The 13,078-nt window shown below is 41.8% G+C and carries 12 protein-coding genes; 4 read left to right on the plus strand and 8 right to left on the minus strand.

All coding sequences use genetic code 11. The features are described from left to right. Positions 1-89: 89 nt before the first annotated feature. The 3 genes from R0K30_RS20450 to R0K30_RS20460 all read right to left on the minus strand — a co-directional run bounded on the left by R0K30_RS20450 (position 90) and on the right by R0K30_RS20460 (position 3,429). The gene (locus R0K30_RS20450) at positions 90-503 is read right to left on the minus strand and encodes a disulfide oxidoreductase (RefSeq protein ID WP_099728509.1); all 414 of its coding nucleotides are present in this window, start codon (positions 501-503) and stop codon (positions 90-92) included. Next, a complete protein-coding gene (locus tag R0K30_RS20455) occupies positions 500-1,186 on the minus strand; it encodes a DsbA family protein (RefSeq protein WP_099728510.1) in 687 nt (228 codons plus the stop codon). Before R0K30_RS20455 ends, R0K30_RS20450 begins: the two co-directional genes overlap by 4 nt. A gap of 143 nt (positions 1,187-1,329) precedes the next feature. Then, a complete protein-coding gene (locus R0K30_RS20460; protein WP_283775059.1) occupies positions 1,330-3,429 on the minus strand; it encodes a heavy metal translocating P-type ATPase in 2,100 nt (699 codons plus the stop codon). A gap of 429 nt (positions 3,430-3,858) precedes the next feature. Here R0K30_RS20460 and R0K30_RS20465 point away from each other — a divergent pair, with 429 nt between their 5' ends. From R0K30_RS20465 to R0K30_RS20475, 3 genes are read left to right on the plus strand one after another with little or no spacing between them, the layout of a single operon-like run. Beyond that, positions 3,859-4,602, plus strand: coding sequence for a metal ABC transporter ATP-binding protein (locus R0K30_RS20465; RefSeq protein ID WP_230030742.1), 744 nt, complete (start codon positions 3,859-3,861; stop codon positions 4,600-4,602). Beyond that, the gene (locus tag R0K30_RS20470) at positions 4,602-5,474 is read left to right on the plus strand and encodes a metal ABC transporter permease (protein ID WP_099728513.1); all 873 of its coding nucleotides are present in this window, start codon (positions 4,602-4,604) and stop codon (positions 5,472-5,474) included. The genes R0K30_RS20465 and R0K30_RS20470 overlap by 1 nt, the downstream gene beginning before the upstream one ends. Positions 5,475-5,487: 13 nt before the next feature. Continuing rightward, positions 5,488-6,426, plus strand: coding sequence for a metal ABC transporter solute-binding protein, Zn/Mn family (locus tag R0K30_RS20475; protein ID WP_410612553.1), 939 nt, complete (start codon positions 5,488-5,490; stop codon positions 6,424-6,426). A gap of 37 nt (positions 6,427-6,463) precedes the next feature. On the opposite strand, the gene R0K30_RS20480 is transcribed toward R0K30_RS20475, so the two are convergent. Continuing rightward, on the minus strand, positions 6,464-7,012 hold the full coding sequence (locus R0K30_RS20480; protein ID WP_099728515.1) for a hypothetical protein: 549 nt from the start codon (positions 7,010-7,012) through the stop codon (positions 6,464-6,466). Positions 7,013-7,100: 88 nt separating this feature from the next. On the opposite strand from R0K30_RS20480, the gene R0K30_RS20485 reads away from it, so the two are divergent. Continuing rightward, a complete protein-coding gene (locus tag R0K30_RS20485; protein ID WP_099728517.1) occupies positions 7,101-7,709 on the plus strand; it encodes a TetR/AcrR family transcriptional regulator in 609 nt (202 codons plus the stop codon). A 16-nt stretch (positions 7,710-7,725) separates the two neighbouring features. On the opposite strand, the gene R0K30_RS20490 is transcribed toward R0K30_RS20485, so the two are convergent. From R0K30_RS20490 to R0K30_RS20505, 4 genes are all read right to left on the minus strand, one after another. Continuing rightward, positions 7,726-8,658 (minus strand): response regulator, encoded by a 933-nt coding sequence (locus R0K30_RS20490; RefSeq protein WP_410612556.1) that lies wholly within the window; start codon positions 8,656-8,658, stop codon positions 7,726-7,728. Then, a complete protein-coding gene (locus R0K30_RS20495) occupies positions 8,655-9,971 on the minus strand; it encodes an ATP-binding protein (protein WP_410612558.1) in 1,317 nt (438 codons plus the stop codon). The genes R0K30_RS20490 and R0K30_RS20495 overlap by 4 nt, the downstream gene beginning before the upstream one ends. 117 nt (positions 9,972-10,088) lie before the next feature. Further along, positions 10,089-11,534 carry an aspartate ammonia-lyase gene (gene aspA, locus R0K30_RS20500; RefSeq protein ID WP_099728520.1) on the minus strand — a complete coding sequence of 482 codons (1,446 nt, stop codon included), beginning with the start codon at positions 11,532-11,534 and terminating at the stop codon, positions 10,089-10,091. Between the two features lie 17 nt (positions 11,535-11,551). Further along, positions 11,552-12,829 (minus strand): cation:dicarboxylate symporter family transporter, encoded by a 1,278-nt coding sequence (locus tag R0K30_RS20505; RefSeq protein ID WP_099728521.1) that lies wholly within the window; start codon positions 12,827-12,829, stop codon positions 11,552-11,554. Positions 12,830-13,078: the final 249 nt, after the last annotated feature.

The following is a 13,078-nucleotide window of genomic DNA, read 5'->3' on the forward strand; positions in this document are numbered from 1 at the left end:
AATACATTTCATTCTTCATACATACGTTAAAAATAAAAAAGATTGTAGAAAAACATGAGTTTCTCTACAATCTGAGCAGGCTTTTTCACTCAATCTTCTTTTGCATTTAACAGCAGCATACTGATGATGATAAGAATAAATGCAATAAGAGCCAATAGTGGAATGGTGATAAAACCAAACCAATTCAGATAATCAAAGGAACAAGGAATGCCGCTGAGGCAAGGGCGAATCGATGCAAATCCTGGGATCTTTTGTTCCATATAATGATAGATGGAAAAGCCAGCACCAATCACTGCCAAAGGCAGAACGTAGTACTTCACTTTGACATCGCCCCGGAATGTAGCAATTCCAAGTAAAAGCACGAGCGGGTACATGAAAATGCGCTGAAACCAGCACAGATCGCATGGGATAAACTTCTTTACTTCACTTAAATACAGGCTGCTCATCGTCGCAACGATAGAGACGATCCAAGCGCTGTATAAGTAAATCAGCTTATTCTTCATGATTTTTTCCCTTTGAGTTCCTGATCGATTAATTCCTTGATTTCATCATAGTCATAAAAGTTTTGGACTTGTTTATTATTAATATAAATCGTTGGTGTTGAATTGACTTTATATTTGTTCACAAGCTGATCGTCCGTGTTCAGCTCCGGCTGATACGTTTTCTTCGATAAGTTGTCTTTGAGCTTGTCCGTATCAATTTTTGTTGTCTTTTTCGCTAGTTCAGTCAGCTTAGCAGGTGTTACCCACTCTGCTTCACTATCTGGCTGTGCGTCATAGACAGCTTCATGAAATGCCCAGAAGTTTTTTGGGTCTTCCTTCCACACTTCTTCAGAAGCGAGTGCTGCTAACACTGCGCCATCTCCATGAACAGGCAGTGGTAAGTTAATAAACGAGAAAGATACATCGCCTTTATCTATGTAGTCTGCTTTCAGTTTCGGGAAAATGTCTGTTTCAAATGATTTACATGACGGACATTTGTAGTCCCCAAACTCGACGATTTGCACCGCTGCGTTTTTGTCCCCCATGACAGGCTGTCCTTTAATAGAAGGCTTACTGTCAACTGTTTGTGCTTCTTGGCTGTTATTGTTCCCAATCACAACAAATAGACCGATGAGAAGAGCTGCGACGATGGTTAAAATGACAGCAAATTTAATGGATGAAGATTGATTATTTTTTTTACTCACAAAAGCACCTACCTTATCTTTTTCATTCCTTAAAAAAAGAAAAAGGATAATAGCTTAGAAAAATGCCATTATCCAACTTCTTCTATTTTAACAAGAGGGGGGCCATTATGAAAGGTGGTATTCATGAATTTTTCCTTACAGTTTTATTTCATGACCCTCATCGCATTTAAAACAGCCAGTACGGTAACACCCACATCTGAAAAGACTGCTTCCCACATGGTCGCAATACCAAATGCACCAAGTAAGAGGAAAACTGCTTTGACGCCAAGAGCAAATGCGATATTCTGCCATACAATCGCTCTTGTTCTTTTAGCGACTGCAATGGCTTCTGCTACCTTTGATGGCTGATCTGTCATGATCACGATATCAGCCGCCTCTACAGCTGCATCTGAACCAAGCCCGCCCATTGCAATTCCTATGTCTGCTCTTGCTAATACCGGTGTATCATTAATGCCATCCCCTACAAATAATAATTTTTCTTGAGGGGCTTTTTTCTGATCGATTTCTTCTAATTTCGTTACTTTATCCTGTGGCAATAATTCAGTATGCACTTCGTCAATACCAATTTGCTGGGCGACCGCAGTCCCTACTTGTTTGGCATCACCAGTGAGCATGACTGTTTTAATCCCAGACGCTTTTAATGCAGAGACTGCTTCGGTCGCATCATCCTTTAATTCATCTGCAATCAAAATAGATCCGGCAAACTCACCGTTTATTGCCATGTACACAACGGTTCCGCTTCGTTTTTCTTTTTCAAACGCAATGCCTTCTCTTTCCATTAAGCGGTGATTTCCAGCTAATACATGGACACCGCTTATCGTGGCTTTAATTCCATGTCCAGCAATATCCTCATATGCTTCAATCTGGCTCTCATCAAGTGGTGAACCGTAAGCAGCTTTAATTGATTCTGCAATCGGGTGCGAGGAATGGGCTTCTGCCAGAGCCGCAAAAGAAAGCAGTTCCTCTTTTGAGCACTTGTCACTCGTTGTCACGATATTGGTCACCGTAAAGTTCCCTTTTGTGAGTGTGCCAGTTTTATCAAATACAGCATAGCGCACAGAGTTCAGTGCTTCTAAATAGTTACTGCCTTTCACAAGAATGCCTCGTTTAGATGCCGCACCGATTCCACCGAAGAATCCTAATGGGATGGAGACAACTAGTGCACAAGGACAAGAGATCACGAGAAAGACGAGCGCCCGGTAAACCCAGTCAGACAATTGTGCTGATGGAATGAGGAGCGGCGGCATAAAGGCAAGCAATAATGCTAGCACGACGACCGCAGGTGTATAATATTTTGCGAACTTTGTGATAAAGTTTTCTGTCTGTGCTTTTCGGCTGCTCGCATTCTCCACCAAATCTAAAATCTTCGTAACAGCCGATTCGCTTAGCTCTTTTTGTACTTCAATTTCAAGAATCCCGTTTTGATTCACAAATCCTGCAAGAACTTCTTTTCCTGCTTCTACATCTCGAGGAACGGATTCCCCTGTTAATGCAGAGGTATCCACGAGTGAATAACCTTCAATGACAAGTCCGTCCAGCGGAATTTTCTCACCCGGTTTGACGACGATGCGGTCACCCGCTTTTACTTCTTCCGGCTTTACTCTTTTCGTTTCATGTCCCACTTTGAGATTCGCATATTCAGGGCGAATATTCATTAATTCACTAATCGATCGTCTTGAACGATTCACTGCCGCTCCTTGGAAGAGCTCTCCAATTTGGTAAAACAGCATGACAGCTAGTGCCTCTGGATATTGCTGAATGACAAAAGCACCAACGGTTGCAATGGTCATTAAAAAGTTCTCATCAAATACTTGGCCGCGCACGATATTTTTCAGCGCTTTAAAGACGACATCACCGCCGACTAGTAAATACGCTGCGAAAAACATGACGAACTTCAGCAAACCATCTTCAGGTATAAAATAGGCAGCTGTTCCAATCACAGCACCGCCAATTAATTTCAGCACAATCGTTTTTAAGTTCTTTGTCCCATGATCATGATCGTGATGATGTCCTTCTTCTTTTGGTGATACACTCACATGAGGTTCAATGGACTGAACGGTTTTCACAATACGCTTTGACATTGTTTCTTGTTTATCTGCATGTGTGACAGTCAATGTGCCTGTCGCAAAATTAACAGAGCATGCTTCAACTCCATCCATTTTGCTGACACCTGTTTCGATTTTACGTGCACAGTTGCCGCAATCAAGACCGCTTAATACGTATTCATCTTTCATCTTTTTCATGTTCTCACCTTTTTCTATATAAGTAGCCTTCCCTGATTCAATCAAACCTATATCAGATACTATGGATGTTATATATGAGCACATATTCATATATTGAATTACCCTTATTATATGTGGAGATCTGATCAACTGTCAATCATTTATGAGCAAATAATTGTTTTTTTGTGTTCAATGCTGTTTCGTGGATTTTCAATAAACCAAGCTCATGTCCCCCGCTCGTCGCATAACATAGAAACGATCGTTTGACCTCTAACGAAATAAGTACAGCATTTCTCTTTACAAAAGAAGGACATACGCTTAGAATGAAATAAAAGTTTCCTTAAGGAAACAAATTAGCGTTAGTCAATCATTTCATCCTTTAGTCAAAATTATTTAATGTATGCATATATCTTTAGGAAACGCAATGATGATTGAAAGGGGCCGCAAGAGATGTCAAATGCTTTAACAATCGACCGTCTATATGTCTCATATCACGGACAAGATGCATTAGAAAACATCTCTCTTTCCATACAGGAAGGGACGATGACAGGAATCATTGGTCCAAATGGTGCCGGTAAATCGACTTTATTGAAAGCATGTTTGGATTTAATTGAAAAAGATCAAGGGAATATTCACTTTTTTGAACAGCCCTTTAAACAAGTCAGAAAACAGATCGCATATGTACCGCAGAGAAATGATCTAGACTGGACATTTCCTATTCATGTACTGGATACCGTTCTACTTGGAACATATCCGAAGCTTGGACTAATGAAACGACCCAAAAAAGAAGACCGAGCCTATGCATACCATTGCTTAGAAAAAGTCGGGATGCAGGACTTTGCCAAAAGGCAGATCGGTGAATTATCCGGCGGTCAGCAGCAGCGTGTCTTCCTTGCAAGAGCACTTGCTCAAAACGCACAGCTCTTTTGTTTGGATGAACCTTTTGTCGGGATTGATATGACAAGTGAAGAAACGATGATTCGCATTTTGAAGGAATTACGAGATGAAGGGAAAACCATTCTGGTCGTCCACCATGATTTAAGTAAGGCCGATGATTACTTCAGCCACCTCGTTCTTTTAAATAAAAAACTGATCAAGGCAGGACCTGTACACGACATCCTTCTTCCAGAGGTGATGCTAAAGGCGTATGAAACGCAGCTACCATTCTTAAAATCAGCAGGAGGAGACGTGTAATGGAATTCTTAACCGGACTCTTTGAGTATGCGTTTTTACAAAAAGCGTTATTTACATCCGTCATGGTAGGCATTATTTGCGGTGTCATTGGCTGCTTTATCATTTTACGAGGCATGGCACTGATGGGAGATGCCATTTCACACGCCGTGCTGCCAGGTGTCGCCATCTCTTATATGCTAGGGATTAACTTTTTTTTCGGAGCCGTCTTAACTGGTGTGCTAACAGCGATTGGCATCGGATATGTCAGTCAAAACAGCCGCATTAAAAATGATTCTGCGATCGGCATTGTATTCACCGCCTTTTTTTCAATTGGGATCATTCTCATTACATTTTTGAAAAGTTCCAGTGATTTATATCATATCTTGTTTGGAAACGTACTAGCTGTTCGTTCCTCTGATATGTGGATTACGCTCGGAATCGGCATTTTTATTTTACTGGCCGTCATCGTGTTCTACAAAGAACTGCTCATTAGTTCATTTGATCCGGTCATTTCTTCTGTTTACGGTTTACCAAATCGAATGATTCATTATTTTCTCATGACATTATTGACCCTTGTAACCGTCGCGTCGCTGCAAACCGTTGGTATTATTCTTGTCGTTGCGATGCTTATTACGCCGGCCGCCACCGCTTATCTCTTGACAGACCGGCTATGGATCATGATTTATTTATCTGCTTTTTTCGGTGCCGTTTCTGCCATCGTGGGACTTGGGCTGAGTTTTACGTATAACTTGTCGTCTGGTGCTTCCATCGTGCTAGTCGCGACCATTTTATTCGGCAGTGCCTTTATCTTTTCACCAAAGCAAGGTATTTTATGGAGATCATTAAAATCTAAACGAAAACGAACGCAGTTAAAAAAGGAAGCGTCTATGTAAAAGGAGGAACTATATGAAGAAGGTATTTGCAATCCGTTTGACCGCAGTATTCATTGCCCTTATGGTGATCGCAGGTTGTTCTACTCAACAAAATCATTCCGGTAAAGATGATGGCAAATTAAAAGTTGTCACGACCTATTCCATTCTTTATGACATCGTGAAGGAAGTAGGCGGACAGCATGTTTCTATTCACAGCATTGTTCCCATTGGTACAGACCCACATGAATTCGACCCACTGCCAAAGGATGTTCAGCATACGACGGATGCAGACCTTGTTCTATACAATGGCTTAAACCTCGAAACAGGGAATGGCTGGTTTCAAAAGCTGCTTGAATCGAGCGGCAAGAACGGGGATAATGCCCCTGTAGCCGAATTGAGTAAGGGCGTCAAAGTAAAGCATTTATCTTCAAAAGGGCTGGAAAGTCAGCAGGACCCCCATGCCTGGCTGAATGTTGCAAATGGCATTATTTATGCACAAAATGCCCGGGATGCGCTCATTCAAGCGGACCCCGAGCATAAAGAGGATTACGAAAAAAATGCAGACGCCTACATCAAGAAGCTTCAAGCTCTTCATCATGAAGCAAAAGACAAGTTTGATCAGCTGCCAAAAGACAAAAAACTCCTTGTCACAAGTGAGGGAGCATTCAAGTATTTTGCAGATGCGTATGGAATGAAAGCGGGCTACATTTGGGAGATCAATACAGAAAGCGAAGGAACACCTGGACAAATGAAACGCATCATTCATTTTGTCAAAGATCATCAAGTTCCTGCTCTCTTTCTTGAAACAAGTGTAGATAAACGCAGCCTTGAAAGCCTTTCTGAAGAAACTGGGGTACCGATTAAGGGAAAAGTATTCACTGACTCCATTGGAAAGAAAGGTGAAGATGGAGACAGCTACTATAAGATGATGAAATGGAATATTGACACCATTTACAAAGGGTTGTCATCATGAGAAAAGACAGGTGGAGTGAGTCCGCCTGTCTTTTCTGTTAGCCTGCCATATTTTGTGGATGTTTTTTCGGCCAAATCACATAACTGATGCTAATGAGGAAATCAACGATTAAGACCATTCCCCACACATAGGCAAGCTGCATCAATGATTCGGTTCGTTCTGGTGCTTGAATGAGAAAGGTGAGCCCAAAAAGTAAACCGGCTCCGATGACCCAAGCAGCTAAATGCCTCACCCAGCTGACCATTTCATACATAGACCGCTCCTTGCCGTACTTTGGTTTTCCCTTTGGCTTTGGGCCTCCTGCAAATCGATAAGCGAAGCGAGCATCTGCCCATTTCACCATTTGGTGCCCAAAGGCGAGACTCACACCAATATAAACAGCCGCAAGTCCGTGGATGACACTCGCCACCGCCCCTTGCCTTAAATCCATATAAGTAGCCGCAAGAAGGACCAGATCCAAAATCGGCGTACAGATCAGGAAGAAAGCTCCCCACTTTTTCTGTCTAAACACATAACGCAGCGTTAAACCCATTAGAATAAACAGCCAAAAACCAATCTCACATGCCACAATCAATAACCCAATCAATATTCCCACACCCTTTTTAATACGATTGTATTAAATAAAATCTAACACAGTCGTATTAAAAAAACAATAGCTGTGCTAAAATCAATATATGCCAAAAATCGTCGATCACCAAAAACAAAAACAAAAGGTCGCTCAAGCTGCGATGAGAGTGATTAAACAGGAGGGATTAGAGAACGCTTCTGTACGAAAAATAGCAGTAGAAGCTGGGATTTCTGCCGGCTCTATGCGGCATTATTTTTCCACACAGCAGGAGTTATTTCTTTTCTCTATGAATCTGATTCAGGAAAGAGTCAAGGAACGAATTGCAGGGCTTCCATTAAACGGTTCAACTAAAGAAAATATCCTCTCTTTATTGGAGCAAGTCCTTCCACTTGATGAAGAACGAAGATTTGAAATGGAGGTGTGGCAGGCTTTTACGATTAAATCCCTGACTGAATCAGATTTACAGGCGCTCAATGCAGAAATGTATGATGATCTTTTCCAAACCGTTCATGCTTGTTTAACGAAATTAAAAGAGGCTGAGCTGCTGCTAGAGCATACCGATCTTTTACTGGAGACAGAACGGCTTTATGCGGTCGTCAATGGGCTTGCTTTGAATGGAATCTTACAGCCTCACCGTCTACCGCCTCAGCTCATGCGCTCCGTGCTGGAGATGCATCTGCAATCCATCACAAAAAAAGACATGCCTCCGCAATAGGAGAACATGTCTTTTTTTAATCTTCCATAAAAATACGCTTTGCTTCGTAGTAGAGCACCTGCACAAATTTCTTCACATTGATGCGGGTATGTTCTTCTCTTCCTCTTGTCTCTTTTGTCAATTCACTCATTTTCTTTCGTACAATGGTGAAATCGAAAAATTTAGATGCATAGTTTTCAAAGCTTGGATGGGAATAATCCGTTAACCCGAGCGATGCAATGTGTTTCAATGATTGGTTGATCGCTCGCCTTACCCTCTGTTCCGCTGCCTTCGCTTCTCTTGCGATGTCTGCTGATGTGTAAGGCTCATTTAATTTATCCTCCGTGATCCCGGTGAAAATGACCTTCAAAGAAGGAAAGGAATCGTGATGATCGGCATGCAGCGCTAGGTACTGATCAGTAAAGAGAATCATATCTAATAAATCTTTCGACCCCTTCTCGCCGACAATCCCTAGCTCCGCCAATAAGAACTGACCTGCCTCTGCTAAGCTTTTCCCCCGCTGCTTCGTTTTCGTCTGGCCTCGCTGCTGGAACTGCATCGCCGATTTGAGCGAGTTCTGAATATTTTCAATCGAGTGCTCTAAATGAAGGCGTTCAATCATGAGATGGAGCACACTTAAGACTTCTATCCGATTGATCGGCTTCGTCACATAATACTCGACGCCAAGCGCATAGGCCTGTCCGATTAATTCCTTTGTTTCTACCTGTGACAGCATTAAGTATTTCCCATGAAACTCATCCTTGATTGCTCGAATCGTTTCAAGCCCGTCCCTTTCCGGCATCAGAAGATCAATACATAAGATATCAATGTGCAGATCATTTAAGTAGCTGGCAGTTAATTCTGCGCCATCCTCTGCTTCTCCAGCCACAATGCCAAGCTCTTCATCTTCAATGAGCTGAGCCAGTAAAGAACGAACGGCTTCATCATCATCGACAATAAAAAATCTCATCTCCCAATCCCCTCTTTTCTACTGACTTGATCCACTGGTAGCTTTAAAGTGAAAATCGTTTGTTTATTTGGGATACTCTTCATCTCAACACTTCCGCCAAGCTTCTCTGCTGTATCCTTCACATAGGAAAGACCTATGCCGCTTGATGGATTCCCAGCCTGGTCGTATTTTAAAGTGAAGCCTGGTTTAAAAATAACATGATGATTACGCTCTTTAATGCCAGGCCCGTTGTCGCTGATTTGAAAGCGGACATCTTTCTCTTCCCGCGAAATGGATAGTGACACCTCTCCATCGACTGGAATAGCTTCAACGGCATTAGATACTATGTTATTTAACAAAGATAGAATGGTATACACATGATAGACGGGATGCTGCCCTTCTTCATCATAATGAAAGACAATGTTTTTTTTAAGTGATTCTGCGTAATTTTCATGGATACGAATCACAAGCCCAGCAATATGGGCAGGGCTTTCATACTCCTGAAATTTCTCCTCATGAATCAGCTTTGATAAAGCAGAAAAAATCCGCTGATTATCCTTTTTAATTTCATGCACCTCTCCTGCAATTTGCAGGGCTGTTTTTCCAAGCTTTTTCAAATCCAATGATTCAGCATCCTTTGCGTGATGAAGAGATTGATACAATTGATAGGATGTAGCTGTAATGTGCTCAGCATGTGCAAGTGTCTTATGAAAGTATGTAGATTCCGTGTAAAGGTTCGAAAGCAGCATGAGCAGGTGTTCCTTTTCCTTTTTCATCTGACGCTCTCTCGCCTGCTCTTCATATAATCGAATCATCGTATAACAAGCCAATACGAAAAAGCTTCTGAAAATCGCCAAAACAAATAGTTGAAATAGCGTTCGCACCGTTAAAATTTCATCAATGGTGCCTCGAAGCGCAACCATCTCAACAACACTCGCGCACAGTTCCATGATGATGCCTGTCGCCCCAATCAGCCAAGGCTTATCACGGAAACGTCTGACCTGCAATAAATAAAAAAGCGTGCCATAGACGACATAATAAAGCAGGGAAGGTAATCTTAATGAAACCGCCTCTTCCAGCGGCAGGTGGCCTGTCACGGCTGTATCAAGCAGCACCCGAAACGCAAAAACAGATACCCCTGCAATGATTCCGCTTGCCCATGCCGGGAATCTTTTCATTTGAAGCAGAATAAAGAAAAAGACAACGGTTCCAAAGCTGACCCGAAAGCTGTCCTCAAACGGATAAAATTTTAGCTCTCCGCCAATCGGTGTCAGTACAATGAGCATCACAATTAAATAAGGCTCTGTATTCAGCCATTTTTTCAGTAGATTCAAACGCAGTCACATCCCTAATAATTGACGATAGTATACTATGTGATCTTGAGAAAAACAAACAGTCCATGAAAAAGCGCACACCGGAACTTTGTCGGTGTGCGCTTATCATGATGCAGCTTAATCTTCTAAACGATCCTTTTCTAAAAGTGATGCGCCAGCAATACCTGGTTTTGTCATTTCAAAAGGATTTAAGATGACATCAAGCTCTTCCTCTGATAAAACATCATTTTGCAGACAAAGCTCACGTACAGATACGCCTGTAAGAATCGCTTCTCTGGCAATTCGTGCAGCAGCTTCATAACCAATATGCGGATTGACCGCCGTCATGACACCAGCACTCTTTTCTACATATTCTTTTAATCTAGATTCATCTGCTTTTAGGTCACGCAAGCAGTTATCTACGAAGGACTCAAATACATTTTTCATGATGCTGAGAGATTGAAGCAAGTTGAACACAAGGACTGGTTCCATCACGTTCAGTTCAAGCTGACCAGCCTCTGATGCAAGACAGATCGTATGATCATTCCCGATGACTTGGAACGCCACTTGGTTCATGACCTCTGGCATCACCGGGTTGACTTTCCCTGGCATGATCGATGAACCTGGCTGTCTAGGCGGCAAATGAAGCTCACCAAAGCCTGCTCTTGGACCTGATGCCATCAAACGAATATCGTTCGCCATTTTGGACATATTCATCATACATACTTTTAACGCAGCAGATACTTCTGTATAAGCATCCGTATTTTGCGTTGCATCGACTAAGTCTTCAGCTCCAACTAATGGTAATCCACTGATATCAGATAGATAGCCGACTACTTGACGAATGTATTTAGGATCAGCATTCAGTCCAGTTCCAACTGCTGTTGCACCCATATTGACTTCATATAAATGCTGTCTAGACTGCTTGATGCGTTTAATATCACGAGCGAGAACCTTTGCATAGGCACTAAACTCTTGACCAAGTCGGATTGGAACAGCGTCCTGAAGATGCGTACGTCCCATTTTGATCACATGATCAAATTCCTGCGCTTTTTCAGTCATGACTTGATGCATGTTTTCCATCGTATAAAGTAGTTTTTCAATCATATTCAATGTCGAAATATGAATCGCTGTTGGGAAAACGTCGTTTGTTGACTGCGACATGTTCACATGCGTATTTGGACTGAGCTCATGATAAGCGCCTTTTTCCTTTCCTAGTAGTTCAAGCGCTCTGTTTGCAATGACTTCATTGGCATTCATATTCATTGAAGTGCCAGCCCCGCCTTGAATTGGATCGACAATAAATTGGTTGTTCCATTTTCCTTCGATGACCTCATCTGCGGCTTGAACAATTTTTTCTCCAAGACCAGCATAAAGTCGCTGTGTATCCATATTTGCAAGTGCGGCTGCCTTTTTGACAATCCCTAATGCTTTGATGAGTTCCTCATGAACATGGTAGCCAGTAATTGGAAAGTTCTCCACTGCACGTAATGTTTGAATTCCATAATACGCTTGAGTGTCTACTTCCTTTTCACCTAGAAAGTCTCGTTCGATTCGAACTTGCTTATCCTGTAGCTTCGTCATTTGAAAGATCTCCTTTTTTACGCTGCTTTTGTTTGTTGCTTTAATTCCTCAATATACTTTTTCGATTTCTCTTGATCAAATACTTTTTCCCACTTAGACATGACAATCGCTGCAAGTGAGTTACCAAATACGTTCACTGTTGTACGAACCATGTCAAGAATACGGTCGATCCCAACGATGAAGGCAAGTCCTTCAAGCGGAAGTCCCATTGCACCAAGTGTTGTGATGACAACAACGATAGATGCACCTGGTACACCAGCCATACCTTTTGATGTCAGCATTAAGATTAATAGTAACGTAATTTGCTCATAAATGGAAAGCGGCATGCCGTACATTTGGGCAACAAATATGGCAGCAATGGATTGATAGATCGCACTTCCATCCAGGTTAAAGGTGTACCCTGTTGGGATAACGAACGACGTGATCGCTTTCGGGCAGCCGAACTTCTCCATTTTGTCCATTAATCTAGGCAGTACAGCTTCGGAACTTGCTGTTGAGAATGCAAGAATAATTTCTTCTTTTAACACTCTAAATAGTGTAAAGACGCTTGTTCCAGCTAATTTTGCGATAATGCCAAGTACGACAATCACGAAGAATGCCATCGTGCCGTAAACGACAAGTACCAGCTTACCTAGCGGGAGAAGCGCTCCGACCCCGAATTTGATCACCGTCACACTGATGAGCGCGAATACACCAAATGGTGCAAACTTCATCACTTTATTGGTCACCCAGAACATGGCTTCGAGTATACCCTCAAAGAATCCTAATACTGGTTTCCCTTTGTCTCCTACTGCGGCAATTCCTAATCCGAATAAGACTGTAAAGAAGATGGTTGGTAATAGATCACCTTCTGCAATTGATTGGAAAACGTTTGTTGGCACAAGATGCACAATTGTTTCAGAGAAACTAGCTTTTTCGGAAGAAGCCTTAGACGTCTCTTCATATTTCGAGATATCTCCCTTTTCCATGTTGCTCATATCAATTCCTGTACCAGGATGGAAGAAGTTCGCTGCAAGCAGTCCAACTGCTAATGCAATCGTTGTGACAATCTCGAAGTAAAGGATCGTTTTTCCGCCGAGTCTTCCAATGGTTTTCATATCCCCTACACCAGCTACTGCTACAATCAATGCAGCAATAACAATTGGAAGAACGATCATTTTAATTAAATGAATGAATATATCGCCAATTGGCGTTAACACATTAATAACGGTTTCATTTTGATAAAACAGCGCTCCTACGATAACACCCAGAACAAGTGCAATGAGTATTTGAGAAGCTAACCCTAACTTTTTCATACGTGAACCCCCTTTTTTTGATAACGCTTTCTTTGTTGCTTAATCGCATCTTAACGATGAACCTACAAAAAACGACAAAAAGGAACAAAAAGAAGTGAATTTTTTATGAAAAATCTTTTAAAAGGTGGGTTTTTCCACAAAATTGTTAAAAAAAGACTTCGCTTTTGGCGAAGTCTCAGATTGTTGACAAAGGGCTAAAATGATCTTTATTTTAGCCCTTTGTCTTCTTTTCAGCGTGATAGAAAACCT

Source organism: Bacillus sp. SIMBA_154 (assembly GCF_046536015.1).
GTDB classification, from domain to species: domain Bacteria; phylum Bacillota; class Bacilli; order Bacillales; family Bacillaceae; genus Bacillus; species Bacillus pumilus_P.

Excerpts from the sequence above, each read along its gene's own strand:
- aspA (WP_099728520.1), bottom strand. The coding sequence starts at position 11,534 with ATGACGAAGCTACAGGATAAGCAAGTTCGAATCGAACGAGACTTTCTA.
- R0K30_RS20505 (WP_099728521.1), bottom strand. The coding sequence starts at position 12,829 with ATGAAAAAGTTAGGGTTAGCTTCTCAAATACTCATTGCACTTGTTCTG.
- R0K30_RS20470 (WP_099728513.1), top strand. The coding sequence starts at position 4,602 with ATGGAATTCTTAACCGGACTCTTTGAGTATGCGTTTTTACAAAAAGCG.
- R0K30_RS20460 (WP_283775059.1), bottom strand. The coding sequence starts at position 3,429 with ATGAAAAAGATGAAAGATGAATACGTATTAAGCGGTCTTGATTGCGGC.
- R0K30_RS20465 (WP_230030742.1), top strand. The coding sequence starts at position 3,859 with ATGTCAAATGCTTTAACAATCGACCGTCTATATGTCTCATATCACGGA.
- R0K30_RS20450 (WP_099728509.1), bottom strand. The coding sequence starts at position 503 with ATGAAGAATAAGCTGATTTACTTATACAGCGCTTGGATCGTCTCTATC.
- R0K30_RS20475 (WP_410612553.1), top strand. The coding sequence starts at position 5,488 with ATGAAGAAGGTATTTGCAATCCGTTTGACCGCAGTATTCATTGCCCTT.
- R0K30_RS20490 (WP_410612556.1), bottom strand. The coding sequence starts at position 8,658 with ATGAGATTTTTTATTGTCGATGATGATGAAGCCGTTCGTTCTTTACTG.
- R0K30_RS20485 (WP_099728517.1), top strand. The coding sequence starts at position 7,101 with ATGCCAAAAATCGTCGATCACCAAAAACAAAAACAAAAGGTCGCTCAA.